Source organism: Micromonospora sp. CA-248260 (assembly GCF_050942205.1).
GTDB lineage: Bacteria > Actinomycetota > Actinomycetes > Mycobacteriales > Micromonosporaceae > Micromonospora > Micromonospora antibiotica.
Genome location: NZ_CP192021.1, coordinates 1,265,768 through 1,292,200, shown reverse-complemented (window position 1 = coordinate 1,292,200; position 26,433 = coordinate 1,265,768). Strand labels below are relative to the sequence as shown.

Genomic DNA, 26,433 nt, shown 5'->3' with positions numbered 1-26,433 from the left:
AGATATTCCACTATCCGACTTTTAGCGGTAATCTGGTGTCAGCCAGTCATGGCTCGCAGCGCACCGATCCCCCGGTGAAGACGGCCCTCCGCGTCGGCAGCGCGGAGGGCCGTCACCGCGTCCACGTCCGTCCGACGCCACCGCGTCCACGCCCGTCCGACGCCACCGCACGACGCGTCCGGCCCGCCGGACAGGTCCGACGGGCCGGTGCGCGGTGGAACGGGTCAGGACTTCGGCGTCGGCTCCCGCCGGGTCCGGGCGAAGGCCAACCCGCCGAGGGCCAGCCCACCGAGCCCCGCCAGCAGACCGACGACACCCAGCACGACCGCGATCGAACCCGAGTCGTCGTCATCGTCGTCGTCCTTCGCGGCCGGCGCACCCGCCGCCGGGGCCGCCGAGGGCGACCCGGCCGCCGCGGTCAGGGTCAGCACCGGCGCCGGGTTCTCCGGCTCCTCCGCGCCCGGCGTGGGCTCCTCGATCCAGCGCGACACGTTGCCGTCGGAGTAGGTCTGGAGCGTCTTGAGGACCATCTTGTCCACCTGCGGCAGCGGACCCAACGAGATCGGGAACTCCTGGAACTCGCCAGGCTTGACGCCCCCACCGGCGGCAGCCGTCCAGGTCAGCTTGGACACCGCCTCGGTGAGCTGGCTGCCGTGCACCTCGATCGGCGGGTCCACCTTGCGCTTCTCCACCGCCACCGTCCACCCGGGCACCGGCATCGTGGAGACCGAGCCGACCGGGGCGTTCTCCGGCAGGTTCACCTCGATCTTGACGGTGGAGGCGGTGTCGCTCTCGTTGGGCACCCGGATGGCGAACCGGCCGTAGCCGCCCTGGGTCGCCTCCTTCGGGTTGACCGTGACGTGCGCCGCGGCCGGCCCGGTGAAGCCGAGCACCGTGGCGGTGATGGCGGCGAGGGTGAGCGCGGCGGCGGATGCGGAGCGCCGGATACGGATCATCGGGGACGGGCCCTTCCTTACTTGATCGGCACGGTGGCGGTCACCGTAGCCTGGTCGATGTCGGACGTACGGACCGTGAAACGCAGTTGCCACTGGCCCGCCGACGGGAAGCTGAACTCCCCCGTCGCGTGGTTGTCGGTGAGCTTGAGCAGCGGAATGTCGATCGGTTCCACCCCGGCCGAGGGCAACGCGGCGGTGGCCTTCCACTCCACCACCGGCTGCGGGCGGTTGTCCGGCGTGTAGGCGTACAGGTGCATCGAGTTGTTGCCCCGCTCGGCCGGGTCCAGCTCCACCTGGAGCGAGAAGAGCGGGCTGGTCAGCGTGGTCGAGTAGTAGCCGGCGTCGGCGCCGGATCCACCGTCGACGGCGGTCCGGGCCGGCGGGGTCTGCACCAGGGTCGCCGTGACGCCGAGGATCACCGCGGTGATCGCCAACTCCACCCACACCGCGCGCCGCACCGGCACCGGCCGGGCCGCCGCGGTCCGCCGTCGCACCAACTGTCGGGAGTACGCGGCCACCCCCACCACCAGCGCGAACAGCCCGATCTTGGCGAGCAGCAGCCGGCCGTACGTGGTGCCGGTGAGGGCCGCGACGGTGCCCACCTCGATCAGCCCCTGCACGACGCCGGCCAGCAGCAACGCCGCCACCGCCAGCGCCGCCCAGCGGGACCAGATCGGCAGGATCGCCCCCAGCTCCCGCTCGTCGGCCCGGCGCAGCAGGAACCCGGCCAGCATCACCAGCCCGCCCAACCAGACCGCCATGCTGCCCAGGTGCACCGCGTCGACGAGCACCGACACCGCCGGTGCCGGGGAGGCAGCCGGGTGCCCGGCCAACGGCCAGGTGAACAACCCGGCCACCCCCAGCCCGGTCAGGATGATCCCGTCGGTACGCCCCACCGGCCCCCGGGTCAGCGGCCGGAGCAGGAACACCGCCGCCGCCAGCAGGCCCAGCCGGATCAGGTGTGCGGTGCCGTACCCGCTGCCCAGCACCTCGGACAGGCCCTCCCCGGTGACGTCGAACAACCCCCCACCGGCGGTGTACGGCACCTGCATCCACACCTCGGCCACCGTCGCGACGGCGAGCAGCCCCACCCCGGACCAGAGCAGCCGGGCAGGCCCCCGCCGGGACAGCCGCAGCGGCCAGAGCGCGGCCAGCACCAGCGCCGGACCCACCACCAGCAGCAGACCGGCGTACCCCAGGTATTTCGTCACCTTCACGCCGACCCCGACCACCGGGTCGGCCCGGCTGTCCGAGCCGGCGTCGGTCGGTGGCGTCGACGGCGCCCCCACCGAGTAGGTGAACGCACCGGACACCGGGTGGCTGTCGGCGGAGATCACCCGGTAGCTGACCAGGTAGGTGCCCTGCGGTCCGGCCGGGTCCACCCCGATCGTCACCACCGAGCCCTCGAAGCGGGGTTCGCCCCGATCCGCCCGGGAACCGTCCGGGGCGATGACCCGCACCTTGTCGGGCACCTTGCGGACCGACTCGCTGAACGTCAGCACCACCTCCGACGGGGCGCTCGGCACCACCGCCGAGGCCACCGGGCTGCTGCTGGACAACACGGCGTGGGCGCTCGCCGGCCCGGCCGGGGCGAGCAACAGGGCGACGAGGGTGATCAGCAGGCCGGCGGCGGCACCCGCGCGGGCCAGCCAGCGACGATCGACGGCGTTCATCCCGCCATGCTCGCTGACCGGAGGCCGATACGCCCACCCGGCCACCCCACGACGGCACGGCGCGTCCACGGCGGCCGGGGCGCCTGCCGTAGGTGGTGGGACGTCATGAACGGGTAGTCGTTCGGCGGTGGGGAAAAGTTCCCGGCGTGAGCGGGACCATTCAAAGGGTCGAAGGACCCTGCCCCTCCCCGCCACGCCGCGTAGCGTGGCTAGTCGTGATCCCCGCCCACCGCGCCCCCTCCACCACCACCGGTGACGGCCCGCTGACCGGCCACCGGCCACCGGCGACCCGGCGACCACCCACCCCGGGGAACCCACCGACCGGGCGGTACGACCAATGGGCGTGACCGCAGCGCGTACCCCCGCCGGCCGTTGGCCCGTCGTCCGGCCCTGGCTCGGCCTCGCCGCCCGGCTCGGCCTGGCCGCCGTCTGGCTGTTCGCCGGTGGGGCCAAGGTCGGTGACCTGGCCGCCTCCGGACGGGCCGTCAACGCGTACCAGGTGATGCCCTACCAGGTGGCGACGGCGATCGGGGCCGCGCTGCCGTTCGTGGAGCTGGCGCTGGGCCTGCTCCTGCTCGCCGGGCTGGCGACCCGGCTGAGCGCCGGGATCTCCGCCGCGCTGCTGGTGGTCTTCATCGCCGGCATCGCCTCGGCCTGGGCGCGCGGCCTGGCCATCGACTGCGGGTGCTTCGGCAGCGGCGGGCAGCTCGCCGCCGGCCAGGCCCCGAGCTACCTCCCGGAGATCCTCCGGGACCTGGGATTCCTGGCGCTGGCCGGATTCCTGCTGATCTGGCCCCGTAGCCCGTACTCGGTGGACGGCTGGCTCGCGGGCGACCCACCCGTGGAGGAGGACGACGATGAGTAGTCGCAAGGAACGCAACCAGGCCGCGCGGGTCGTCCGCGAGCAGCTCGCCCGCGAGAAGCGCCGCAAGCGGACCCTCTGGACCTCCGCCGGCGCGGTGGTGCTGCTGGTGATCGCCGGCCTGATCGGGTGGAGCGTCTACTCCAGCCAGAAGTCGGACACCTTCACCGCACCGCCCGGGGCGAACGACGCCGGCACCGGCGTCGTGCTCGGCACCGGGCCCGTCACCATCGACCTCTACGAGGACTACCTCTGCCCGGTCTGCAAGGAGTTCCAGCAGACCAGCGGGGAGACCATCAACCAGTTGGTCTCCTCCGGCAAGGCCAAGGTGGTCTTCCACCCGGTCGCCTACCTCAACCGGTTCTCCACCACCGAATACTCCACCCGCTCCTCGGCCGCGTCCGGCTGCGCCGCCAAGGGCGGCAAGTTCAAGGAGTTCACCGACGCGCTCTTCGCCCAGCAGCCGCCGGAGGGCAGCGCCGGGCTGAGCAACGACCAGTTGATCGACATCGGCGCGGGCGTCGGGCTCGACAGGGACGACTTCGGTTCCTGCGTCAAGGACGGCACGTACACGGCGTGGACCGAACACGTCACCGAAGACGCCAGCAAGGACGGGGTCACCGGCACCCCGACCCTCAAGGTGAACGGCACCGCCGTGTCCGACCGCAGCCCGGCCGGCATCACCGCAGCGGTGGAGGCGGCCGGCAAGTGACCCCGGCACCCCTGCGGCGGGCCGTCCTGCTGCTCGCCGCCGTACTGCTCGGCCTGATCGGCTGCGCCGCACCGGCGTACGCGCACGGGGCGGACGCCCCCGACGGCACCGACTACCGCACCACGGTGACGGGGATCACCCCGGCCCGGTCGGGGCTGACCGCGCGGGCCGTCGAGGCGGGTGCCCGGCTGGAACTGGTCAACCACTCCGACCGGGACGTCGAGGTGATCGGCTACTCCGGGGAGCCGTACCTGCGGGTCGGGCCGGGCGGGGTGTACGAGAACGTCCGCTCCCCCGCCACGTACCTCAACCGCACCCTGGCCGGGGACACCGCGCTGCCCGCCACCGCCGACCCGGCCGCCGCCCCGCAGTGGCGTCGGATCGGCGACGACAGGCGGGTCCGCTGGCACGACCAGCGGGCCCTGTGGCGGGAGACCGGGGTGCCCGCCCCGGTGGCCGCCGACCCGGGCCGGGAGCACCGGGTCCGCGACTGGACGGTGCCGTTGCGCGACGGCGACGAACCGGTCGAGCTGCGCGGCACCCTCGACTGGGTGCCGCCGCCGGACCCGTACCCGTGGTGGGTGGCCGCCACCCTCGGCGTCCTGCTGGTCGGCGCGGCGGGGCTGCTGCCGGCCGGCACCGGCGCGGGGACCCGGGCGCTGCGCGGCGTCGGCGCGGTGCTCGCCCTCGGTGGTGCCGCCGCCGTCGCCCTGGTGCTGGGCCGGGAGCTGGACGCCGGGGCGCAGGGCGTCGGCGGGGTGCTGCTCGGGCTGGCCGCCGGGCAGCTCTGGCCGCTGCTGACCGGGCTGGGTGCGGTGGCCGCCGGGGGTGGGCGTTGGCCCGCCGGCCCGCCGCCGACTTCGTGCTCGCGCTGGCCGGGGCGTGCCTCACCCTTGTCGTCGGCGTCGCCAACCTGACCGTGCTGTCCCGCGCCGTCGCCCCCGCGCCCTGGTCCGGCGGCGTCGCGCGGGTGCTGCTGACCGGGGTGCTGGTAGCCGGGGTCGGCGCGGTCGCCGCCGGCCTGCTCCGGCTGCACGCCGCCACCCGCGCCGCCGCGCCCCGACCCGCCGCCGACCCGGCCCGGACCTGACCGGCGACCCGGGGTGCCCCGTCGCCGTCCGGCCCGGGACCCGAGCCGCCGCCGGTGGGCCCCGCCGGCCGGCACCGAACCCGCCCCCACCGCAGCGCGGGGGGGTCGCCTGTCGGCGCTGGTCAGCCGATCGGTCGGGGGTGGAAGCCGTAGGGCAGTTCCAGGCGGTGGCGGGAGAGCAGCTCCGCGTCGGCGAGCAGGTCGGCGGTGGGGGCGTCGGCGACGATCCGGCCGGCGTCCAGGATGACCGCCCGCTCGCACAGCTGGGCCGCGTAGGGCAGGTCGTGGGTGACCATCAGCAGGGTCACCGGCAGGGCACGCAGGATCCCGGCCAGCTCCCGGCGGGCCGCCGGATCCAGGTTGGACGACGGCTCGTCGAGGACCAGGATCTCCGGGCGCATCGCCAGCACGGTGGCCACCGCCACCCGACGACGCTGCCCGAACGACAGGTGGTGCGGTGCCCGGTCCCGGTGCTCGGCCATCCCCACCGCGGTCAGCGCCTCATCCACCCGCGCGGCCAGCTCGGCCCCGCGCAACCCCAGGTTGGCCGGGCCGAACGCCACGTCCTCGGCCACCGTGGGCAGGAAGAGCTGATCGTCCGGGTCCTGGAAGACGATGCCCACCCGGCGACGGATCTCGGCCAGGGTGTCCCGGTCCCGGGACACCGTCAGCCCACCCACGCTCACCACCCCCTCGGTCGGGGTGAGGATGCCGTTGAGGTGCAGCACCAGCGTGGTCTTGCCGGCGCCGTTCGGGCCGAGCAGGGCCACCCGCCCACCGCGCGGCACGGCCAGGTCCACCCCGGCCAGGGCGACGTGACCGTCCGGGTACGCGTACCGGACGCCACGGACGTCGAGGGAGACAGCGGTCTGCACGTACCCGATCATGTCAGGACGACGGCGGTGGCGGCGATCGTCACCGCCACCAGCGGCACCGTGGCCGCCGCCACCCACTGCCCGGCGGTCGCCGCGCCGGACCCCTGCCAGACCGCCGGCATCCGCCCCGTGTAGCCCCGGGAGAGCATCGCCAGGTAGACCCGCTCACCACGTTCGAAGGCCCGCAGGAACAACGCGCCCACCCCGGCGGCGAAGCCGCGCAACTGCCACAGGAAACGCGGGTCGTCGCCCCGGGAGATCCGGGCCACCCGCATCCGGCGGGCCTCACCGACCAGCACGTCGAGGTAGCGCAGCATGAACGTGGCGATCTGGGTGATGATCTGCGGGCAGCGCAGCCGGTCCAGGCCGACGATCAGGTCCCGGGTGGTGGTCGTGGCGGCCAGCAGCAGCGACGCGAGCACCCCCAGGGTGCCCTTGGCGACGATGTTCCACGCCCCGTGCAGGCCGTCCACCGACAGGCTCAACCCAACGAACTCCGTGCGCGCGCCCGCCCCGAGGAACGGCAGGGCGACCGCGAACAGCACGAACGGCACCTCGATCGTGGCGCGCAGCAGCAGCCAGCGCGGGCCGACCCGGGCCAGTGCGGCGACGACGGCGACCAGCACGGCGTACCCGCCGAAGGCCCAGAACGCCTCGCGCGGGGTGGCCACCACGGCGATGGTGAACAGCACCATCGCGGCGATCTTCACCTCGGGCGCCAGCCGGTGCACCGGGGAGGGGGTGTCCCGGTAGAGCACGTGCGCGTGTCCGGCACCCACGTCGTACCGCCCGGTCAGCCGGCGGTGCCGGCGGGCTGCCGGTCGTCACGCGCGCCGCCGTCGGTGCCGGCCGGCTGACCGTCACCGCCGGCCGGGCGGCGACCACGCAGCAGCCAGAACAGGCCACCACCGACGGCGAAGGTGAGCAGCACCCCGACCACCCCGGACAGGCCCGTGGAGAGGAAGCCGTTGTCCACGCCCCGGATGCCGTAGTCGGCCAGCGGGCTGTCGGCCAGCTCATGGTCCTTCGCCTGCCGGGCCGGGCAGGAACCGCCGGTGATCTCGTCGTCGGCGTTCACCGTGCAGCCCTTGAGCAGCGACGAGTCCAGACCGTCGGGGTGCGACGAGGCGTAGTTGCTGACCACCCCGGCCAACACCAGGGCGACCAGCAGGCCGACCGCCACGAAACCCCAGGAACGCTTCCTCACCGGGCACCTCCGACAGCCGGGACAGGGGCCGGCACGGTCGCCGGCTTCAGCGCGCGCAACGCGTACACCAGATCGGGTCGGACCTTGGCCACGGTGGCGACCGTGGTCGCGGTGATCAGCCCCTCGCCGATGCCGATCAGCAGGTGGACCCCGGCCATCGTGCCGGCCAGGCCGGTCAGGTTGCCGCCCAGGTCGGTGGTGCCGCCGAGCCAGTACTGCACGACGAACCCCTGGGAGGCGACGACCACGCTGACCAACGCCGAGACGAAGGCGGTCACCGCCAGGCCGGTGGGGGTGCGGGGCAGCACCCGCAGCAGGCCGGCGATCAGCAGGTACGCCGCCGCGGTGCCGAGCAGCGCCATGTTGGTGATGTTCAGGCCGAGCATCGCGACGCCGCCGTCGCCGAAGACCAGGGCCTGCACGATCAGCACCACCGACACGCAGAGCGCGCCGACCCAGGGGCCGACCAGCAGGGCGGCGAGCGCGCCGCCGAGCAGGTGACCGGAGACCCCGGCCGTGAAGATCGGGAAGTTGAGCATCTGCACGGCGAAGATGAACGCGGCGACCAGGCCGGCCATCGGCGCGAGCCGGTCGTCCAGGTCACGTCGGCCGCGCAGCACGCAGAAGGTCAGGGCGGCCAGCGCGACGGCCGCGAAGACGCCCGCGACGGGACCGTTGATGATCCCGTTCGAGATGTGCATCGCCAGGGTTTCCACATGACCTCCAGTCGGCCGGCGTGCCCAGCCTATTTCCCGCTGGCTGTTGTTGCCAAGATGCGGCAACAAGGCACTGCGTCGTTCACCACCGGGCCATCGCCCGGCCGCCCGGGCCCCGCCCACGCGGGTGGAACACCGGACCATGCGGGTCGTCCCGAAGAACCGGCTTCCGCACGCCCGCCGGGTGCACCGGCCGGCCCGGAGCACCAGCCGGCCCGAACGGCCCAGGGGACCGCCACCACGTCCCGGGCGCCCCGGCGGGGATCAGCCGGCACGTCACCCCCCGACGGTAGGGTCGTCGCCATGACCGCGCCCGACCGGCTCGCCCCCGGCGACCCCGCCCCCGACTTCACCCTCCCCACCGACACCGGGGAGACGCTCGCCCTGGCCGCGCTGCGCGGTCGCCGGGTCATCCTGTACGCCTACCCGGCCGCGATGACCCCCGGCTGCACCAAACAGGCCTGTGACTTCCGTGACTCGCTCGCCTCGCTCCAGGCCGCCGGTTACGAGGTGGTCGGCATCTCCCCCGACCAGCCCGCCAAGCTGGCGAAGTTCCGCGAGCGCGACGCCATCACCTTCCCGCTGGTCGCCGACGTCGACAAGGCGGTGCTCACCGCGTACGGCGCCTTCGGCGAGAAGCAGTCCTACGGCCGTACGGTGACCGGGGTGATCCGGTCCACCTTCGTCATCGACCCGGACGGAAAGATCGAGCACGCGTTCTACAACGTCAAGGCGACCGGCCACGTCGCCAAGCTGCGCCGCGACCTCGGCCTCGACTGAACGCGTCACACCTCGTCGCTACTGTGCGCGCATGACCCGATACAGGTACACGCCGGAGATGCTCGCCCAGGCGGCGGCGCAGTCCCGCAGCATCGCCGACGTCCTGCGCGTTCTCGGGGTCCGGTTCAGCGGTGGTTCACACGCGCACATCAGTCGTCAGCTCAAGCGGCTGGGCATCGACACCTCGCACTTCACCCGCCGTCCGGGCGGGGGTGGCCGACCGTCCGGGCGGCGTACCCCGTCGGTCCAGGTGTTGCGGCCACTGCCGGCGGGTTCCCGACGGGTGCCGGGCGCCCGCCTGAAGGCTGCGCTGCGTGACATCGGCGTTCCCGACGAGTGCGAGGGGTGCGGCACCAACCCCGTCTGGCAGGGGCGGCCGCTGACCCTGCACGTCGACCACCTCAGCGGCGACTTCCTCGACAACCGGCCGCCGAACCTACGGCTGCTCTGCCCGAACTGTCACAGCCAGACCCCGACCTACGCCGGGCGTCACCGGTCCGGCGGCGGAGCCCGCCAGTCCGGTGCGGTGCCCGACGTCGCCGTCCCGCCGCCGGCCGCGTACCGTCCACCAGCCCCGGCACCTGTCGACGCGGAGCGGGTCGCGGAGGTGATCCGACAGGTCGAGGCGGGTGTCATCGGGCCGAGCGAGGCGGCCCGGCGGATCGGCTGCCACCGCAACCACGTCACCCGGCTCCGCCACCGGCTCGCCACCACCGGCACCGCCGCCGCCCCGCTCCGACCGCGCAGCGGCTCGCCGCACCAGGAAACCGTCCTCCGGTACGCACTGGCCCGTCCCGATCTGGGACCACGGAAACTCACCGCGTTCATCCGCGAGGCGACCGGCGACACCTACGTCGTCAGTCACGGGACGGTATCGAACATCCTGCGCCGGGCCGGGCTCTCCACCGTTTCCGCGCGACGCTCTAAACTCTGACGCGAGCGGGAGTGGCGGAATGGCAGACGCGGTAGGTTTAGGTCCTATTGTCCGAAAGGACGTGGGGGTTCAAGTCCCCCCTCCCGCACCACACGACCCTGTCGGGAGGGTCACGATCGCGGGCGCACGACGCGTCGGCGCAGCAGGATCGACAGGGTGAGCCTGCGTTTCGTCCTCGACCCCGATCTCACCCCCGCCCTGCGCGAACAGATCGTCGACCTGTGGGTCGAGGTCACCAACGCCGGCGGCGCGGTCGGCTTCGTCGCCCCGGTCACCACTGCCGACGTACGCCCCGTCGCCGAGGCGACCTTCGCCGCCGTCACCGACGGTCCGGACCGGATGCTGGTCGGCTACGAGAGTGACCGACCGGTCGCAGTGTTGTTCCTCGCCGACAACCGGTTCGGGTTGAAGGCGCACTGGGGCATCCTCAAGCGGGTGATGGTGCACCCGGCCACCCAGGGGCGCGGCCACGGGCAGGCCCTGATGCGGGAGGCCGCCCGGCGCGCGCCCGAGCTGGGTTGGCGGGCGCTGCACGTGACGGTGCGCGGCGGGCTGGGCCTGGAGAGGTTCTACGACCGGCTCGGTTACCGCGAGGTGGGCCGGCTGCCGGGCGCGCTGCGGGTGGCAGCCGACGACGACCGGGACGAGATCCTCATGTGGCGGGACCTGGACACCCCGGACTGACCGTCCGACGGACCGCGTTCGACCGCCGCCGGGTCGACCCGGCGGCGTCCGGCCGGCCCCGCTCCCGACGGACGGGCCGCTCCGGCGACCGGGCGACGCGCGGCTGGTCCCGCCGAGCCGAGGCGGGCAGCGGCGGTGGAGGACCGGCGGGAGTCAGCCCCGGGACGTGCAGTCGACCGGCCGGCCCGCGCCCGGCTCCGCCTTCGACGCGGCGAGCGCGGGTGGGTCGCTGACCTGCGGTGCACCTGGTGAACTGGCGGAGGCGACCGCCGACGGGCTGGCGGTGGCCCGGGTCGGGCTGGCGGCGGGGCTCGGGGAGGACGGCCGGCTGGTCGGGTTCTTCCGCGCGGCGGGGGCGCTGCCGCCGTACATCTTCACGGTGCTGCGCTGGACCCGGCCGGGGGACATGGTGACGCCGCTGGCGGTGACGCGGTGGCCGTACACGTCGGTGACCCGGACGGCGTACGGGCCGGGACCGGCACCCGAGTCGATCTGCCAGTAGTTGTAGTCCTGCCGGGCGGCGGTACGCCAGGCGCCGGAGCCCTGGCGTACCTCGACGGCGCGCAGCGGGTTGCCGTGCTCGGCGACCAGCACCGCGAACCAGTACTGCGACGCGCCCTCCTTGATCCGGAAGGTCAGCGGGCCGGACAGTGGCGGGTCGACGGCCGCGCGGTAGCTGACGTTGACGATGCCCTGCACCGGGTCGGCGATCCGGGCGAACGCCTCGCGGGAGAGGTCGACGTGCCCGGGGGCGCACTCCGGGCACTGGTCCATGATCAGGACCCGGACGGTGCCCCGCGGGCCGGTGACGTCGAGGTACCCGCCGCAGGCCGCGCCGGAGCTGTACTCGGTGGGGCCGAGGGCCACGTACATCCGGTCGGCCGGGGCGGACGGGTAGGAGCAGTTCCCGCCGGCCCCCTTCGAGTCGTAGAAGGTGGCTTTCCCCTTGTGGACCGTACTACCGGTGGGTGGGGCCGCCAGTGCCAGCCGCCCGGCGGCCACCGGCCCGGCACCGGCCAGCGCGACCGGCGGGGCGGCGCAGGCGGGGGCGGCTCCGGAGCGCAGCGCGAGGCTCAGCCCGAGCACGGTGGCGAGCGCGGCGACGCCACCGGCGGCCAGCCAGCGGCGGCGTCCGCCACCCTGGGCGCGGCGACGCCCCGGCCCGGGACGCGCGGCGGGGGCGCGACCGCCCGGCCCGGGGTCGGGTTGCTGGGACACGCTGCCATCGGTCACGCCGACCGATGCTGCCGCAGGCGACGACCCGGGGACAAGCGGGCTAAGCGAAAGCTAAGCCGGTCAGCCGATCCGGTTACGGTGGAGGCCCGACGCGATCACGGTGAGCGACTGCAGCGGTTCGGCGGTCTCCGGCCGGGTACGCAGCAGGTCCTCCAGGCGGACCCGCCAGCGGCCGGCTTCGACGGCGGCGGCCTCGGGCGTGGTCCGGGCCCATGGCAGCAGCCGCCGCCGGGTGTCCTGGAGGGAGCCGGCGTGGTCGGGGCCGAGCAGTTCACCGAGTTCGGCGCGCAGCCAGTCGAAGAGTTCGTCGTCGGGGACGCTCGCGACGATCAGGCGGGCCATGTCCCAGGCCACGCGGGGGTGGTGGAGAACCTGCATGCCGACTCCTCCGTCGATGGTGGCGATTCGGCAATCATCGATCCGGCACCGTACCGGGGGCAACACCCCGGCCGGCGGAGTACGGCTCGGCCGTCCGGCACCGGTCGGGCACGGCGGCCCGCCCCACCCGGGTCCACGCCGGTCGCCCCGGCTCCGCGGGGCGGGCCGCTCACCAGGCGACACCGATGCCGTCGCCGGGGTACCAGTGGTCGAGCGGGGTCTCGCGGTAGGCGAGGAACCGGCGGCCGGTGCGTTCGGCGTGTTCGGCGAGCACCCCGGTGGTGGTGACGTTGTCGGTGAGCAGGATCGCGCCGGGGGCCAGCTTCGGCTCGACGGCGTCGAACTCGCGGCGTTCGTGGTCGTGGCTGTGGTCGCTGTCGTGCAGGAACAGGTCGACCGGCCGCTCCAGGGCGGCGATCGCGGTGACCGAGTCGCCGACCACCAGGTCGATCACGTCGGCCCAGGGTGCGCTGCGGGCCAGGTAGCCGGCCTCCGGGTTGACGTCCAGCGAGGTGAGCCGGCCGGGGTGCCCCTCGGCGGCGTTGCGCAGCAGGGCGGCGGCGAGGACGCAGCTACCCAACCCCTTGTCGGTGCCGGTCTCGACGACGTGGGTGGGCCGGGTGGCCCGGACGATCGCGTACCAGCCGATCCGGCGCGCGTAGCGGACCCGGCGGTCGGCCAGGCCGCGTCGGGCGGACCGGGCGGTGGCCTGTTCGATGTGCCGGCGCAGCGTCGCGTCGCCGGTGATCTCGGCGAGGTGGCCCCGGACCCGGGCCACCGGGACGTCGCAGACCACGCTGACGAACCAGGTCAGGTGCTCCCGGCTGAGCCGGGTCAGTTCGTAGGTGTAGTTGTGGTGCTCCCGGGAGGTGGCCAGCCAGCGGGCCGAGGTGCGCAGCACCTTCGCGTCGTACCTGGCGACCCTGGCGAGCCGCCCGGGGAAGGCGGCCACCGGTGCCAGCGGGGTGCGGGCGATGGCCCGGCGCAGTCTCGTCGCATCCACGGCGCGGTTTCTACCAGCCGCAGGTGACGGGCGGCTGAACGTCCAGCGTACGGCGGCTTTTCGGGCCTCGGGCCGTCGGGCGAACGTGGGCTGCCGTACTGGGTGGCGGCTCAGTAACATGCGGCCGTGCCAGCAGGTGAGAACGTTTCGGAACCCGCTCCGACCCGGTCCGACGACGCCCCGGGGTCGCCGCCGAAGCGCCGACGGGGCTGGCGGATCGCACTGATCGTGCTGCTGGCCCTGGCCCTGCTGGGGGCGGGTGGCGTCGGCGCGGGCGCGCTCTATCTGCGCTCGGTCGACAAGGACGTCGAGCGGGTGGACGCCTTCACCGGGGTGCCGACGCAGAACCGACCGCCGGTGGTGGCCCGGGACGCCATGAACATCATGGTCCTGGGCAGCGACTCCCGGGACCCGGAACGGACCGAGGGGTCCCGCACCGACACGATCATCCTGGCCCACCTGCCGAAGGACCGGAAGAGCGCCCAGCTCGTCTCGATCCCCCGGGACACCTGGGTCCGCGTACCCCGGTCGGCGGACGGCCGACACGGCGGCCGGACCGCGAAGATCAACGCGGCGTACGCCTGGGGTGGGATTCCGCTGATGGTGCAGACCGTCGAGGAGTTCACCCGGGTGCACGTCGACCACGTGGCGGTGGTCGACTTCGCCGGCTTCCAGGAGATCATCGACGCGCTGGGCGGGGTCGACATCACCGTCGACCACCGGTTCACCTCGATCCACCCGCCGCTGCGCACCTTCCCCGCCGGGCGGCAGACGATGGACGGGGCGACAGCGCTGGACTACTCCCGGCAGCGCAAGCAGTTCCCGGACGGCGACTTCGCCCGGATCCGGCACCAGCAGCAGGTGATCCGGGCGATCCTCGACAAGGCGGCCACCGGCGGCATCCTGACCAGTCCGGGGAAGCTCAACGACTTCGTCCGGGCCGCCTCGTCGTCGGTCTCCGTCGACCGGGAGATGTCGCTGCTGGACCTGGCGACCGAGCTGCGCGGCCTGCGCGGCGGCAACCTCACCTTCGTCACCAGCCCGTCGCGGGGCACCGGCCGGGTGGGCACCGAGAGCGTGGTCTTCGCCGACGAGCAGAAGTCCGAGGCGTTCTACGACGCGGTCCGCCGGGACGCCACCGCCGAGATCGTCCGCGCCGCCCGCTGAGGCGGACGGCGACCACCGGCCCCGACGGCAGGCACCCGCGTCCCGGCGGCCCGGACGACGATCGCCTGTCCGGGCGGCGTCGGGCGGGGGCGGGCGGTGGTTGCTCCTGAAATATTTCATGCATAGAGTCGCGGCATGAATGACGGAGCCGTCGCCGCGCCGCCGGACCGGCTGCTCGACCTGTTCCACGGGGTCCGGCTCACCCCCACCCAACGGCGCATCGCGCACTGCCTCGTGCAGCACGCCGCCACCGTGGCCTACCTGTCGGCGGCCGAGGTGGCGGAGCTTGCCGGGGTCAGCCAGCCGTCGGTGACCCGGTTCGCCGTGGCGCTGGGCCACGACGGCTACCCGGCGCTGCGCCGCCGGCTGCGCGAGCTGACCGCCGCCGGGCCCGACGGTCGCCCCGACGACGGCAACGAACTGCAACTCGCGGTACGCGCCGAGATGGCCAACCTGGACCGGCTGGCCGGCGAGCTGGCCGACCGGGACAGGATCGCCACCGCCGGTCGGCTGCTCGCGGCGAGCCGCCCCCTGCCGGTGCTCGGCCTACGGGCCGCCGCGCCGCTGGCCGCCTACTTCGCGTACTTCGCCGCCAAGGTGCTGCCCGACGTCCGGGTCCTCGACGACGGAGGCAGCCTGCTCACCGACCGGCTCGAACAGGCCGCCTCGGCCGGGGCTGACGCGCTGCTCGCCTTCGTGCTGCCCCGCTACCCCCGGGAGACCCTCGACGCGCTGCGCGCCGCCCGCGACGCCGGCCTCACCGTCGTCGCGATCACCGACTCCCCGGTCAGCCCCGCCACCGAGTACGCCGAGCTGGTGCTCCCCGCCGCCGTCGGCACCGACCTCGTCTTCGACCTGCACACCGCCCCGATGACCCTGGCCATGGTGGTGCTCCAGGCGATCTGTGACGCCGCCCCGATCCAGACCCAGCGCCGCCTGGAGGCGTTCGAGTCGTCCGCCGCCCGTCGTCAGTTGTTCCTCGGCTGAGAGGAGTACGCCATGCACCAGCCCGTCCGTGCCGCCCGTGGCACCACCCGTACCGCGCAGGGGTGGCCGCAGGAGGCCGCCCTGCGGATGCTGATGAACAACCTCGACCCGGAGGTGGCCGAACGCCCCGACGACCTGGTGGTCTACGGCGGCACCGGGAAGGCGGCCCGGGACTGGCCGTCGTACCACGCGCTGGTGCGCACCCTCACCGGGCTGCGCGACGACGAGACGATGCTGGTGCAGTCGGGTCGCCCGGTCGGGGTCATGCGCACCCACGAGTGGGCCCCCCGGGTGCTGCTGGCCAACTCCAACCTGGTCGGCGACTGGGCCACCTGGCCCGAATTCCGCCGGCTGGAATCCCTCGGCCTGACCATGTACGGGCAGATGACCGCCGGTTCGTGGATCTACATCGGCACCCAGGGCATCCTCCAGGGCACCTACGAGACGTTCGCCGCCGTCGCCGCGAAGTGCTTCGGCGGCAGCCTCGCCGGGACGCTGACCCTCACCGCCGGCTGCGGCGGGATGGGCGGGGCGCAACCCCTCGCGGTCACCATGAACGACGGCGTCTGCCTGATCGTGGACGTGGACCGCACCCGGCTCGACCGGCGGGTGCACGACCGCTACCTCGACGAGGTGGCCGACTCGCTCGACGACGCCGTCGCCCGGGTGCTGGCCGCGAAGCGGGACCGGCGGGCGTTGAGCGTCGGTGTGGTCGGCAACGCCGCCACCGTCTTCCCCGAGCTGCTGCGCCGGGGCGTGGCCGTCGACGTGGTCACCGACCAGACCAGCGCGCACGACCCGCTGTCGTACCTGCCGGAGGGGGTGGAGTTGCCCGACGCCCGGGACTACGCGGCGGCCAAGCCGGCCGAGTTCACCGACCGGGCGCGGGCGTCGATGGCGAAGCACGTCGAGGCGATGGTCGGCTTCCTCGACGCGGGCGCGGAGGTCTTCGACTACGGCAACTCGATCCGGGGCGAGGCCCAGTCGGGCGGCTACGCGCGGGCGTTCGACTTCCCCGGTTTCGTGCCGGCGTACATCAGGCCGCTGTTCTGCGAGGGTAAGGGGCCGTTCCGCTGGGCGGCGCTCTCCGGCGACCCGGCCGACATCGCCGCCACCGACCGGGCCATCCTCGACCTGTTCCCCGAGAACGAGTCGCTGGCCCGGTGGATGCGGCTGGCCGGCGAACGGGTCGCCTTCCAGGGCCTGCCGGCCCGGATCTGCTGGCTGGGCTACGGCGAACGGGACGTCGCCGGGGTGCGGTTCAACGACATGGTCGCCGCCGGGGAGCTGTCCGCGCCGGTCGTGATCGGCCGGGACCACCTGGACTGCGGCAGCGTCGCCAGCCCGTACCGGGAGACCGAGGCGATGGCCGACGGGTCCGACGCGATCGCCGACTGGCCGCTGCTCAACGCGCTGGTCAACACCGCCAGCGGCGCATCCTGGGTGTCGATCCACCACGGCGGTGGGGTGGGCATCGGCCGCTCCATCCACGCCGGTCAGGTCTGCGTCGCCGACGGCACCGCGCTGGCCGGGCAGAAGATCGAACGGGTGCTCAGCAACGACCCGGCGATGGGCGTCATCCGACACGTCGACGCCGGCTACGACACCGCCCGCGACGTCGCCGAGCGCGACAACGTCCGCATTCCCATGGCCGAGCACCGATGAGCGCGAGGAGCGCAGCGCAGCGGAGCCCCGCAGTCGCGAACGAAGGGGAAACCGCGTGAGCGGCCTTGCCGGGCGGTTCCGGGAGTTGTGGGACGAGATCGCGCCGGTCGGCCGGGACGCCGACAGCGGCGGCTATCTGCGGTACGCGCTGACCCCGCCGGAGCTGCGGCTGCGGGAGTGGTTCCGGGAGCAGGCCGACCTGCGGGGCATGCCGGTCAGCGGGGACGGCAACGGCAACCTGTTCGCCTGGTGGGGCGACCCGCCCACCGACGGGCCGAACACCGACGGGCCGAACACCGGTGGGGCGGTGCTGACCGGCAGCCACTTCGACTCGGTGCCGCACGGCGGGGCGTACGACGGGCCGCTCGGCATCGTCAGCGCGTTCCTCGCCGTGGACGAGCTGCGGGCCGCAGGCGTCACCCCGGTCCGGCCGGTGGTGGTGGCCGCGTTCGTCGAGGAGGAGGGGGCCCGGTTCGGCGTACCGTGCCTGGGGTCGAGGCTGCTCACCGGCGAAATCGACGCCGACCGCGCGGCCGGGCTGCGCGACGCGGCCGGGGTGAGCTTCGCCGAGGCGCTGGGCCACCGGCCGGCGGGGGCCGACCCGGCGCTGCTCGGGCGGTTCGCCGCGTTCGTGGAACTGCACGTCGAGCAGGGGCGGGCGCTTGTCGACGCCGACGCGCCGGTCGCGGTGGCGAGCGCCATCTGGCCGCACGGCCGGTGGCGCTTCGAGCTGCGCGGCGAGGGCAACCACGCCGGTACGACCCGGATGGCCGACCGCCGCGACCCGATGCTCACCTTCGCGTTCACCGTGCTCGCCGCGAACAAGGAGGCCCGGCTGCGCGGCGCGCACGCCACCGTGGGCCGGATGTCGGTGGAACCCAACGCCACCAACGCGATCGCGTCGACGGTGACCGGCTGGCTGGACGCGCGCGCGGCCGAACCGGACACCCTGCACGGCCTGGTCGAGGCGGTGCAGGCCAAGGCCGCCGAGCGGGCCCGCCGCGACGGCACCGAGCTGACCGTGACCCGGGAGTCGGCCACCCCGCTGGTCACCTTCGACGGCGGGCTGGCCGACCGGCTGGCGGGGCTGCTGGCCGCGCCGGTGCTGCCCACCGGGGCCGGCCACGACGCCGGGGTGCTCGCCGCGCACCTGCCCACCGCGATGCTGTTCGTGCGCAACCCGACCGGGGTGTCGCACTCCCCCGCCGAGGCGGCCACCGACGACGACTGTGCGGCCGGGGTGGTCGCGCTGGCCCGGGTGCTGGAGGAGCTGGCATGCCACTGACCCGTTGGCTGGCCGAACAGGCGTGGCTGCCCGATCATGCCGCACCGACCCCGGACGTACTGATCGAGGCCGAGGACGGCCGGTTCACCGCCGTCACGCCGCTGGCCCGGGGCACGTCGCCGCAGACCGGGGTCGAGGTGCTCGCCGAGGCGGTACGGCTGCCCGGGCTCACCCTGCCCGGCCTGGCCAACGCCCACTCGCACGCCTTCCACCGGGCGTTGCGCGGGCGTACCCACGGCGGGCGGGGTGACTTCTGGAGCTGGCGGGAGCAGATGTACGCCGTCGCCGGCCGGCTCGATCCCGACTCCTACCTGGCGCTGGCCCGGGCCGCGTACGCGGAGATGGCGCTGGCCGGGGTGACCTGCGTCGGCGAGTTCCACTACCTGCACCACGGCCCCGACAGCCGGCCGTACGACGACCCGAACGCGATGGGTGCGGCGCTTGTCGAGGCGGCGGCGCAGGCCGGTATCCGGATCACCCTGCTGGACGCCTGTTACCTGACCGCCTCGGTGGCCGGGGAGCCGTTGGTCGGGGTGCAGCGGCGCTTCGGTGACGGGGACGCGCTGCGCTGGGCGGAACGGGTCGACGGGTTCCGGCCAGCCGGGGCGCACGCGCTGCGCGGGGCGGCGATCCACTCGGTACGCGCGGTGCCGGCGGACCAGCTCGCCAGCGTCGCCGGGTGGGCGTACCGGCAGGGTGCCCCGCTGCACGTGCACCTGTCGGAGCAGCCCGCCGAGAACGACGCCTGCCGGACGGCGCACGGACGTACCCCGACCGGGCTGCTCGCCGACCGCGGGGTGCTCGGTCCGGACGTCACCGCCGTGCACGCCACCCACCCGACCGGTGCCGACCTGGCCCTGCTGGCCGAGCACCGGACCGGGGTGTGTCTGTGCCCCACCACGGAACGGGACCTGGCCGACGGGATCGGGCCGGCCCGGCTGATGGCCGACGCCGGCATCCCGCTGAGCCTGGGCAGCGACAGTCACGCCGTGGTCGACCTGTTCGAGGAGGCCCGCGCGGTGGAGTTGGACGAGCGGCTGCGTACCCGGCGACGCGGGCACTTCACCGCCGCCGCGCTGCGCGACGCGGCCACCGTCACCGGGCACGCCGCGCTGGGCTGGGCCGACGCCGGCCGGATCGCCGTCGGGGAACGCGCCGACCTGGTGACCGTACGGCTGGACAGCCCGCGTACCGCCGGGGTGCCGCCGGTGGGGGTGTTCTTCGCGGCCACCGCCGCCGACGTCGACCAGGTGGTGGTCGACGGGCGGCAGGTGGTGCGCGACGGCCGGCACCTGACCGTGGACGTGCCGGCTGAGCTGCGCGCGGCGATCGCGGCGGTGACCGGTGACTAGCCGGGTCCCGGCCGGGTCCGGGCAGCGGCCGGCGACTCGCGGCGGGGGCGGCCGGTCCGGGACGGGAGGGGCGGCGTGAGCAGCCTGCTGGTCGACAACATCGGCGAGTTGGTCACCAACGTGCCGGCGGCCGGCGGGGACGGGCCGTTGGGTCTGCGGCGGGGGGTCGCCCTGCTGGTGGAGGCGGGTCGGGTCGTCTGGATCGGCCCGGCCCGCTATGCGCCGGCCGCCGACCGGCGGATCGACGCCGAGGGGGGCGCGGTGCTGCCCGGGTTCGTGGACAGCCATGCGCACCTGGTGTTCGCCGGGGACCGGGCGGCGGAGTTCGCGGCCCGGATGGCCGGTGAGCCGTACACCGGAGGGGGTATCCGGACCACGGTCGGTGCGACCCGGGCGGCCTCCGACGACGACCTGCGGGACACCGTGCACCGGCTGCGCGACGAGGCGATGCGGCAGGGCACCACCACCATGGAGATCAAGAGTGGGTACGGCCTGACCGTCGCCGACGAGGCCCGCTCGCTGCGGATCGCCGCCGAGGTGGCCGCCGAGACCACCTTCCTCGGCGCGCACGTCGTCCCCGCCGAGTACGCGGGCCGCCCCGACGACTACGTGGGGCTGGTGTGCGGGCCGATGCTCACCGCCGCCGCGCCGTACGCCCGCTGGGTGGACGTGTTCTGTGAACGGGGCGCCTTCGACGCCGACCACACCCGGGCGATCCTCACCGTCGGGCAGGCCGCCGGGCTGGGGCTGCGGTTGCACGCCAACCAGCTCGGCCCGGGGCCGGGGGTACGGCTGGGGGTGGAGCTGGGGGCGGCCAGCGTCGACCACTGCACCCACCTGTCCGACGCCGACGTCGACGCGCTGGCCGGCTCGGCCACCACCACCGATCCGACCGTGGCGACCCTGCTGCCGGGGGCGGAGTTCTCCACCAGGTCGCCGTACCCGGATGCCAGGCGGCTGCTCGACGCGGGGGTGACCGTGGCGCTGGCCACGGACTGCAACCCCGGGTCGTCGTACACCTCGTCGATGCCGTTCTGCGTCGCGCTGGCCGTCCGCGAGATGCGGATGACCCCGGCGGAGGCGGTCTGGGCCGCGACGGCGGGCGGCGCGCAGGCGTTGCGCCGCACCGACGTCGGGGTGCTGCGCCCCGGCGTACGGGCCGACCTGATGATCCTCGACGCCCCGTCCCACCTGCACCTGGCCTACCGGCCGGGTGTCCCACTGGTCCGCCAGGTCCTGCACAACGGAGTACCGCAATGTCGACTGTGACCGTCCAGCCCACCGGGATCACCCCCGCCGACGTGCTCGCCGTGGCCCGCGGCGACGCCCGGGTCGTCCTCGCTCCGGCCGCCGTCGAGGCGATGGTCGACAGTCGGTCCATCGTGGACGGCATCGAGGCCGCCGGCCGCCCGGTGTACGGCGTCTCCACCGGTTTCGGGGCCCTGGCCAACACCTTCGTCGCCCCGCAGCGCCGGGCCGAGTTGCAGCACGCGCTGATCCGTTCGCATGCGGCCGGGGTGGGTGCGCCGATGCCCCGCGAGGTGGTGCGGGCGATGATGCTGCTGCGGGTCCGCTCGTTGGCACTGGGCCGCTCCGGGGTCCGTCCGCTGCTCGCGCAGGGGCTGGTCGACCTGCTCAACTCCGACGTCACCCCGTGGGTGCCGGAGCACGGCTCGCTCGGTGCCTCCGGTGACCTGGCGCCGCTGGCGCACTGCGCGCTGGTGCTGCTCGGCGAGGGGTGGGTGCTGGGACCGGCCGGCGAACGGGTCGACGCCGCCGACGCGCTGCGCGCCGCCGGGCTGACCCCGGTCGCGTTGGCCGCCAAGGAGGGGCTGGCGCTGATCAACGGCACCGACGGGATGCTCGGGATGCTGCTGCTGGCCGTCGCGGACGCCCGGCACCTGTTCGCCATGGCCGACGTGACCGCCGCGCTGGCCATCGAGGCGATGCTCGGCTCGGAGCGCCCCTTCCTGCCCGAGCTGCACGCCATCCGGCCGCACCCGGGGCAGGCCGCCTCGGCGGCGAACATTCACCGGCTGCTCCAGGATTCCCGGGTGATGGACTCGCACCGTGACGACCTGGCGCACGCCGTGCAGGACGCGTACTCGATGCGGTGTGCTCCGCAGGTGGCCGGCGCGGCCCGGGACACCCTGGACTTCGTCGCGACGGTGGCCGGCCGGGAGCTGGTCTCGGTGGTGGACAACCCGGTGGTGTTGCCGGACGGCCGGGTCGAGTCGACAGGCAACTTCCACGGCGCTCCGCTCGGTTTCGCCGCCGACTACCTGGCCATCGCCGCCGCCGAGGTGGGGGCGATCGCGGAACGCCGGGTGGACCGGCTGCTCGACGTGACCCGCAACCGGGACCTGCCGGCGTTCCTGTCCCCCGACGCGGGGGTGAACTCCGGGCTGATGATCGCCCAGTACACGGCCGCCGGGATCGTCGCGGAGAACCGCCGGCTGGCCGCGCCCGCTTCGGTCGACTCGCTGCCCACCAGTGGCATGCAGGAGGACCACGTCTCGATGGGCTGGGCGGCGACCAAGAAGCTGCGCACCGTGCTGGACAACCTGACCAGCCTGCTCGCCGTGGAGCTGCTGGCGGCGGTACGGGGCCTGCAACTGCGCGCACCGCTGGAGCCGTCACCGGCCGGCCGGGCCGCCGTGGCCGCACTCGGGGGTGCGGCCGGCGAGCCCGGTCCCGATGTCTTCCTCGCCCCGGTGATGGAAGCGGCCCGCGCCGTGCTCGCCGGCCCCGACCTGCGTAGCGCCATCGAGCGGGAGATCGGCCCCCTGGGCTGACCGCCCGCCGCCCCGGCTTTCCCGGACCTCCCCACCCCCACTCCGTCCTGGCAGGACCCGCTGCCCCCGGCGGAGTCCGGTCGCCCCCGGCGGAGTCCGGTCGCCCCCGATGGAGTCGGTCGCCCTCGGCGGAGTCGGTCGGGGCCTGGGCACTCACCCCGGCAGGTTCACCGCCGTCGTGGGCCGGCCACCGCTATCACACTCCACCGCGCCCCTCAGCTGGACCACAATCACCGCACCCCCGGAAGCCATCCCATCTGCCACCACAATCCGTGATATTTCTTCTTCCCCACTATCGTTACCGAGAGTGGCGAAGCTCGTCACCCTCACCTATCCCCACTCGCATCCTTTGCTCTGCTGCCATAGACGCGACGCCGCTCTCACCAGCAGAAACCGGAACCCGGTCGGAAAAGCCTCCGATAGAGGCAGTGACTCTCGGCATGCGTCGCTTCAAGGGCAGCAGAGCAAAGGATGCGGATGCCATTGGGTCTTGCCGGCCAGGCGGTCACTCTTGGTGAACAGGAGGGCTTGGCGTAGTGGGGCGGGACGGGACGAAGAGGAGCGTGTTTCGTCGGCCGGGCCCGCAGCGGAGGGGCGACGGGCATGCGGCACCGCAGACGGAAGAGCGCGCCACGGAACCGCGCCGGCCACTCCCCGGGCAGTGGCGACGCCTGGATGCCTACGGGATGCCGAGCCCGTCACGAGCCGAGCAGCGGAATGAGCCACCCCTGCCCGGAGAGGGCCACCCGAGGAGCAGAGGAACGCGGGAGTCAGGTGGCGGGCAGCACCTTGGCGGCCAGCTTCGCCAACTCGCGCAACGCCTTGCCCCGGTGGCTGATCGCGTCCTTCTCCTGCGGGGTCAGCTCCGCGTTGGTGCGGTCCTGGCCGTCGCCGAGGAAGATCGGGTCGTACCCGAAACCGCCGTCGCCGCGCGGGGCGCGCAGCAGCCGGCCCGACTGGCGGCCGTCGACCAGGTGTTCCTTGCCGCCCGGCAGCACCAGCGCCACGGTGCACACGAAGGCCGCCCCCCGGTGCTCGTCAGGCAGGTCGGCGATCTGGTCCAGCACCAGTTGCAGGTTGGCCCGGTCGTCGCCGTGCCGCCCCGCCCAGCGGGCGCTGAAGACCCCCGGCATGCCGTTGAGCGCGTCCACCGCGATGCCGGAGTCGTCGGCGATGGTGGGCAGACCCGTACGCCGGCAGCCCTCCCGAGCCTTGATCAGGGCGTTCTCACCGAAGGTGAGGCCGGTCTCCGGCAGCTCGGGATACTCCTCGACGTCGTCGAGGCCGAGCAGGGCGATCCGGTGCGCGCCGAGCGCGCCGTCCAGGATGCGCTGCAACTCCACCAGCTTTTTGCGGTTCCGGGTGGCGAGCAGGACCTTGTTCATGATGCGAGCGCCTTCCGCTGGGCCTCGGCCAGTTCCAGACAACCCAACGACGCGACGTCCAACAACGCGTCGAGCTGCGCCCGGGAGAAGACACCGTCCTCGCCCGTGCCCTGCACCTCGACGAAGTCCCCCTCGCCGGTGCAGACGACGTTCATGTCCACCTCGGCGGCCACGTCCTCCACATAGCAGAGGTCGAGCAGCGGCTCGCCCGCGACGATCCCGACGCTGACCGCGGCCACCGAGCGGTGCATCACCTTCTCCGGCTTGCCGGCCAACGACTTACGGCCGGCAAGCCAGCTCACCGCGTCATAGAGGGCCACGTACGCGCCGGTGATCGAGGCGGTACGGGTGCCGCCGTCGGCCTGGAGCACGTCGCAGTCGAGCACGATCGAGTTCTCGCCGAGCGCCTTGAGGTCGACGCAGGCGCGCAGGCTGCGGCCGATCAGCCGGGAGATCTCGTGGGTCCGCCCACCGATCTTGCCACGGACGCTCTCCCGGTCCGAGCGGGTGTTGGTGGCCCGGGGCAGCATCGCGTACTCGGCGGTGACCCAGCCGAGCCCGGAGCCCTTGCGCCAGCGGGGCACACCCTCGGTGACGCTTGCGGTGCAGAGCACCCGGGTGCCGCCGAACTCGACGAGCACCGAGCCCTCCGGGTGGGTGCTCCAGCCCCGGGTCAACGTCACCGGTCGGAGTTGGTCGGGTCGCCGCCCGTCAGGTCGTGCCATCCCTGCACCCTATGCGGTCGCATGATCGGCGCATGCCCGGGTGCCCGGTGTGCTCAGATGTCGTAGGTGGCGCCGGCCCGGACCACTTCCATCGGCCCCGTGAAGGCCCCGGCGGCCGAGGCGATGGTGTGCGACTCGCTGCCCCAGGCCACCACCAGATGGGTCAGCAGCAGTCGGCCCACCCCGGCCTTGGTAGCCGTTTCGCCGGCCTCCCGGCCGGTGAGGTGCAGGTCCGGTGGATTGTCCACCCCGTCGAGGTAGCTGGCTTCGCAGAGGAAGACGTCGGCGTCCTGGGCGAGCCGCAGCAGCGCGTCGCAGGGGGCGGTGTCCGATGAGTAGCAGAGCACCCGGCCCTCGTGCTCCAACCGCACCCCGTAGGTCTCGACGGGATGGTTCACCCGGTCGACGGTGACGGTGAACGGGCCGATCGGGAAGGTGCCCGGCTGGAGCCCGTAGAACTGGTAGACGTCCTCGACGCCGCTGTCGTCCTGGCCGTAGGCGGTGGCGAGCCGGTCCGGGGCCCCCGGCGGCGCGTAGACCGGCAGCGGCGGGTACGGCCCGTCCGGGGCGTACCGCCGGACCACCACGTATGACGCGGCGTCGAGAATGTGGTCGCAGTGCAGGTGGGTCAGGAGGATGGCGTCCGGGGCGTGCAGCCCGGCGTACCGCTGGAGGGTGGACAGCGAGCCCGGCCCGAAGTCGACCAGCAGGCGGAAACCCTGCGCCTCGACAAGGTAGGCGGAGCAGGGGGACTCAGGGCCGGGGAAGCTCCCCGCGCAGCCCAGAACGGTCAGCCGCATCGGGTGGCCCCACGATTACTAGGCGTAGTCGACACGCCGGGGTCAGCACCGCTGATGATCTCAACCGACGCGTACGCCACGCTGGGCAGCCTACGCGCAGCGACGGCAGGGCAAGAATCATCTACTGGAAGTTGTCACCAACGTGACACCCACAGGGCCGGCCGACGGTCCCGTCGACCGGCCCACCCGGTGGGTCAGGCCCAGAGCTGCCCCTCCAGGGCGCCCTCGGCGTCGGCGAGCGTGCCGCCGTACGCCCCGGTGGAGAGGTACTTCCAGCCACCGTCGCAGACCACGAAGGCGACGTCGGCCCGTCGGCCGTCCCGCGCCGCCTCGTGCGCCACGGCCAGGGCGGCGTGCAGGATCGCCCCGGTGGAGAAGCCGGCGAAGATCCCCTCCACCTCCACCAACTGCCGGGTGCGCAGCACCGCGTCCCGGGTGCCGACCGAGAAGCGGCGGTTGAGCACCGTCGCGTCGTACAACTCGGGGACGTAGCCCTCGTCGATGTTGCGCAGGCCGTAGACCAGTTCGCCGTAGCGCGGCTCGGCCGCCACCACCTGGATGCCCTCGACCTTCTCCCGCAGGAACCGCCCGGTGCCCATCAGGGTGCCGGTGGTGCCCAGGCCCGCCACGAAGTGCGTGATGGTGGGCAGGTCGTGCAGCAGCTCGGGCCCGGTGGTCTCGTAGTGCGCCCGGGCGTTGGCCTCGTTGCCGTATTGGTAGAGCATGACCCAGTCCGGATGGTCGGCCGAGATCTGCTTCGCGGTGGCGACGGCCTGGTTGGAACCACCCGCCGCCGGCGAAAAGATGATCTCCGCGCCGTACATCCGGAGCAGCTGGACCCGCTCGGTGGAAACGTTCTCCGGCATCACGCAGACCAGCCGGTAGCCGCGCAGCTTGGCCACCATGGCCAACGCGATACCGGTGTTGCCGCTGGTCGGCTCGAGGATGGTGTCCCCCGGGCGGAGCCGGCCGGCCTGCTCTGCCGCGCGGACCATGAACAGGGCCGCGCGGTCCTTGATGCTGCCGGTGGGGTTCCGGTCCTCCAGCTTGGCCCAGAGCCGCACCGGCGGTGCCCCGTCGGGCACCGTCGGCGAGAGCCGGGGCAACCCCACCAGGGGGGTGCCGCCGCAGGCGTCGAGCAGGCTGTCGTACCGCGCCATGACGCC

General features: G+C 73.8%; 27 protein-coding genes and 1 tRNA gene. 15 read left to right on the top strand and 13 right to left on the bottom strand.

The genetic code is table 11. The annotated features are described in order from the left end of the window. Nucleotides 1-224: 224 nt before the first annotated feature. Together ACQP2H_RS06040 and ACQP2H_RS06035 are read right to left on the bottom strand one after the other, a co-directional pair. The gene (locus ACQP2H_RS06040; RefSeq protein ID WP_219467748.1) at nucleotides 225-956 is read right to left on the bottom strand and encodes a YcnI family copper-binding membrane protein; all 732 of its coding nucleotides are present in this window, start codon (nucleotides 954-956) and stop codon (nucleotides 225-227) included. 17 nt (nucleotides 957-973) lie between these two features. Next, a complete protein-coding gene (locus ACQP2H_RS06035; RefSeq protein WP_357015899.1) occupies nucleotides 974-2,629 on the bottom strand; it encodes a copper resistance CopC/CopD family protein in 1,656 nt (551 codons plus the stop codon). 337 nt (nucleotides 2,630-2,966) lie between these two features. Between ACQP2H_RS06035 and ACQP2H_RS06030 the strand changes: the two genes are divergently transcribed. The 4 genes from ACQP2H_RS06030 to ACQP2H_RS06015 are packed head-to-tail and all read left to right on the top strand — an operon-like array spanning nucleotide 2,967 to nucleotide 5,293. Further along, a complete protein-coding gene (locus ACQP2H_RS06030) occupies nucleotides 2,967-3,494 on the top strand; it encodes a MauE/DoxX family redox-associated membrane protein (RefSeq protein WP_219467745.1) in 528 nt (175 codons plus the stop codon). Beyond that, nucleotides 3,487-4,203: a thioredoxin domain-containing protein gene (locus tag ACQP2H_RS06025; RefSeq protein ID WP_219467742.1), complete on the top strand. Its 717-nt coding sequence runs from the start codon at nucleotides 3,487-3,489 to the stop codon at nucleotides 4,201-4,203. The genes ACQP2H_RS06030 and ACQP2H_RS06025 overlap by 8 nt, the downstream gene beginning before the upstream one ends. Beyond that, nucleotides 4,200-5,120 (top strand): hypothetical protein, encoded by a 921-nt coding sequence (locus tag ACQP2H_RS06020; protein WP_433231511.1) that lies wholly within the window; start codon nucleotides 4,200-4,202, stop codon nucleotides 5,118-5,120. Before ACQP2H_RS06025 ends, ACQP2H_RS06020 begins: the two co-directional genes overlap by 4 nt. Further along, complete coding sequence (locus tag ACQP2H_RS06015) at nucleotides 5,039-5,293, top strand: hypothetical protein (RefSeq protein WP_433231509.1); 255 nt, start codon at nucleotides 5,039-5,041, stop codon at nucleotides 5,291-5,293. The genes ACQP2H_RS06020 and ACQP2H_RS06015 overlap by 82 nt, the downstream gene beginning before the upstream one ends. Before the next feature lie 122 nt (nucleotides 5,294-5,415). Here ACQP2H_RS06015 and ACQP2H_RS06010 read toward each other — a convergent pair whose 3' ends face one another. From ACQP2H_RS06010 to ACQP2H_RS05995, 4 genes are read right to left on the bottom strand one after another with little or no spacing between them, the layout of a single operon-like run. After that, on the bottom strand, nucleotides 5,416-6,180 hold the full coding sequence (locus ACQP2H_RS06010; protein ID WP_357534729.1) for an energy-coupling factor ABC transporter ATP-binding protein: 765 nt from the start codon (nucleotides 6,178-6,180) through the stop codon (nucleotides 5,416-5,418). Next, nucleotides 6,177-6,947: a cobalt ECF transporter T component CbiQ gene (gene cbiQ, locus ACQP2H_RS06005; RefSeq protein ID WP_219467737.1), complete on the bottom strand. Its 771-nt coding sequence runs from the start codon at nucleotides 6,945-6,947 to the stop codon at nucleotides 6,177-6,179. Before cbiQ ends, ACQP2H_RS06010 begins: the two co-directional genes overlap by 4 nt. 14 nt (nucleotides 6,948-6,961) lie before the next feature. Next, complete coding sequence (locus tag ACQP2H_RS06000) at nucleotides 6,962-7,375, bottom strand: PDGLE domain-containing protein (RefSeq protein WP_208567418.1); 414 nt, start codon at nucleotides 7,373-7,375, stop codon at nucleotides 6,962-6,964. Further along, complete coding sequence (locus tag ACQP2H_RS05995; protein WP_219467734.1) at nucleotides 7,372-8,091, bottom strand: energy-coupling factor ABC transporter permease; 720 nt, start codon at nucleotides 8,089-8,091, stop codon at nucleotides 7,372-7,374. The genes ACQP2H_RS06000 and ACQP2H_RS05995 overlap by 4 nt, the downstream gene beginning before the upstream one ends. Nucleotides 8,092-8,394: 303 nt before the next feature. Between ACQP2H_RS05995 and bcp the strand changes: the two genes are divergently transcribed. From bcp to ACQP2H_RS05975, 4 genes are all read left to right on the top strand, one after another. After that, the gene (gene bcp, locus ACQP2H_RS05990; protein ID WP_219467731.1) at nucleotides 8,395-8,871 is read left to right on the top strand and encodes a thioredoxin-dependent thiol peroxidase; all 477 of its coding nucleotides are present in this window, start codon (nucleotides 8,395-8,397) and stop codon (nucleotides 8,869-8,871) included. 31 nt (nucleotides 8,872-8,902) lie between these two features. Then, entirely contained in the window at nucleotides 8,903-9,805 is a 903-nt protein-coding gene (locus tag ACQP2H_RS05985) for a helix-turn-helix domain-containing protein (protein WP_433231504.1), read from the top strand. A gap of 5 nt (nucleotides 9,806-9,810) precedes the next feature. Further along, nucleotides 9,811-9,896: transfer RNA gene (locus ACQP2H_RS05980), tRNA-Leu, on the top strand. A gap of 65 nt (nucleotides 9,897-9,961) precedes the next feature. Next, nucleotides 9,962-10,489 (top strand): GNAT family N-acetyltransferase, encoded by a 528-nt coding sequence (locus tag ACQP2H_RS05975; protein ID WP_219467728.1) that lies wholly within the window; start codon nucleotides 9,962-9,964, stop codon nucleotides 10,487-10,489. A 153-nt stretch (nucleotides 10,490-10,642) separates the two neighbouring features. On the opposite strand, the gene ACQP2H_RS05970 is transcribed toward ACQP2H_RS05975, so the two are convergent. The 3 genes from ACQP2H_RS05970 to ACQP2H_RS05960 form a co-directional block, all read right to left on the bottom strand. Next, the gene (locus ACQP2H_RS05970) at nucleotides 10,643-11,722 is read right to left on the bottom strand and encodes an expansin EXLX1 family cellulose-binding protein (protein WP_357534732.1); all 1,080 of its coding nucleotides are present in this window, start codon (nucleotides 11,720-11,722) and stop codon (nucleotides 10,643-10,645) included. Between the two features lie 63 nt (nucleotides 11,723-11,785). Continuing rightward, on the bottom strand, nucleotides 11,786-12,103 hold the full coding sequence (locus ACQP2H_RS05965; protein ID WP_219467725.1) for a hypothetical protein: 318 nt from the start codon (nucleotides 12,101-12,103) through the stop codon (nucleotides 11,786-11,788). 169 nt (nucleotides 12,104-12,272) lie between these two features. After that, nucleotides 12,273-13,106, bottom strand: coding sequence for an O-methyltransferase (locus ACQP2H_RS05960; RefSeq protein WP_363820136.1), 834 nt, complete (start codon nucleotides 13,104-13,106; stop codon nucleotides 12,273-12,275). A gap of 222 nt (nucleotides 13,107-13,328) precedes the next feature. On the opposite strand from ACQP2H_RS05960, the gene ACQP2H_RS05955 reads away from it, so the two are divergent. The 7 genes from ACQP2H_RS05955 to hutH all read left to right on the top strand — a co-directional run bounded on the left by ACQP2H_RS05955 (nucleotide 13,329) and on the right by hutH (nucleotide 22,357). Next, nucleotides 13,329-14,273, top strand: coding sequence for an LCP family protein (locus ACQP2H_RS05955; RefSeq protein ID WP_219470722.1), 945 nt, complete (start codon nucleotides 13,329-13,331; stop codon nucleotides 14,271-14,273). 135 nt (nucleotides 14,274-14,408) lie between these two features. Next, nucleotides 14,409-15,260, top strand: coding sequence for a MurR/RpiR family transcriptional regulator (locus tag ACQP2H_RS05950; RefSeq protein ID WP_208567425.1), 852 nt, complete (start codon nucleotides 14,409-14,411; stop codon nucleotides 15,258-15,260). Between the two features lie 12 nt (nucleotides 15,261-15,272). Continuing rightward, nucleotides 15,273-16,925 carry a urocanate hydratase gene (hutU, locus tag ACQP2H_RS05945; protein WP_433231498.1) on the top strand — a complete coding sequence of 551 codons (1,653 nt, stop codon included), beginning with the start codon at nucleotides 15,273-15,275 and terminating at the stop codon, nucleotides 16,923-16,925. Between the two features lie 55 nt (nucleotides 16,926-16,980). Then, nucleotides 16,981-18,210 carry an allantoate amidohydrolase gene (locus ACQP2H_RS05940; RefSeq protein WP_433231495.1) on the top strand — a complete coding sequence of 410 codons (1,230 nt, stop codon included), beginning with the start codon at nucleotides 16,981-16,983 and terminating at the stop codon, nucleotides 18,208-18,210. After that, on the top strand, nucleotides 18,207-19,562 hold the full coding sequence (locus ACQP2H_RS05935) for a formimidoylglutamate deiminase (RefSeq protein ID WP_219470720.1): 1,356 nt from the start codon (nucleotides 18,207-18,209) through the stop codon (nucleotides 19,560-19,562). The genes ACQP2H_RS05940 and ACQP2H_RS05935 overlap by 4 nt, the downstream gene beginning before the upstream one ends. 75 nt (nucleotides 19,563-19,637) lie before the next feature. Continuing rightward, nucleotides 19,638-20,831, top strand: a complete 1,194-nt coding sequence (hutI, locus tag ACQP2H_RS05930; RefSeq protein ID WP_219467713.1) for an imidazolonepropionase — start codon at nucleotides 19,638-19,640, stop codon at nucleotides 20,829-20,831. Then, nucleotides 20,819-22,357 (top strand): histidine ammonia-lyase, encoded by a 1,539-nt coding sequence (gene hutH / locus ACQP2H_RS05925; protein ID WP_363820124.1) that lies wholly within the window; start codon nucleotides 20,819-20,821, stop codon nucleotides 22,355-22,357. The genes hutI and hutH overlap by 13 nt, the downstream gene beginning before the upstream one ends. Before the next feature lie 770 nt (nucleotides 22,358-23,127). On the opposite strand, the gene rdgB is transcribed toward hutH, so the two are convergent. The 4 genes from rdgB to ACQP2H_RS05905 form a co-directional block, all read right to left on the bottom strand. Continuing rightward, entirely contained in the window at nucleotides 23,128-23,742 is a 615-nt protein-coding gene (gene rdgB / locus ACQP2H_RS05920; protein ID WP_208567430.1) for an RdgB/HAM1 family non-canonical purine NTP pyrophosphatase, read from the bottom strand. Further along, nucleotides 23,739-24,467: a ribonuclease PH gene (gene rph / locus ACQP2H_RS05915; protein WP_204927210.1), complete on the bottom strand. Its 729-nt coding sequence runs from the start codon at nucleotides 24,465-24,467 to the stop codon at nucleotides 23,739-23,741. The genes rdgB and rph overlap by 4 nt, the downstream gene beginning before the upstream one ends. 53 nt (nucleotides 24,468-24,520) lie before the next feature. Beyond that, entirely contained in the window at nucleotides 24,521-25,267 is a 747-nt protein-coding gene (locus ACQP2H_RS05910; RefSeq protein ID WP_208567431.1) for an MBL fold metallo-hydrolase, read from the bottom strand. A gap of 194 nt (nucleotides 25,268-25,461) precedes the next feature. Beyond that, entirely contained in the window at nucleotides 25,462-26,427 is a 966-nt protein-coding gene (locus tag ACQP2H_RS05905) for a PLP-dependent cysteine synthase family protein (protein WP_208567432.1), read from the bottom strand. Nucleotides 26,428-26,433 lie beyond the last annotated feature (6 nt).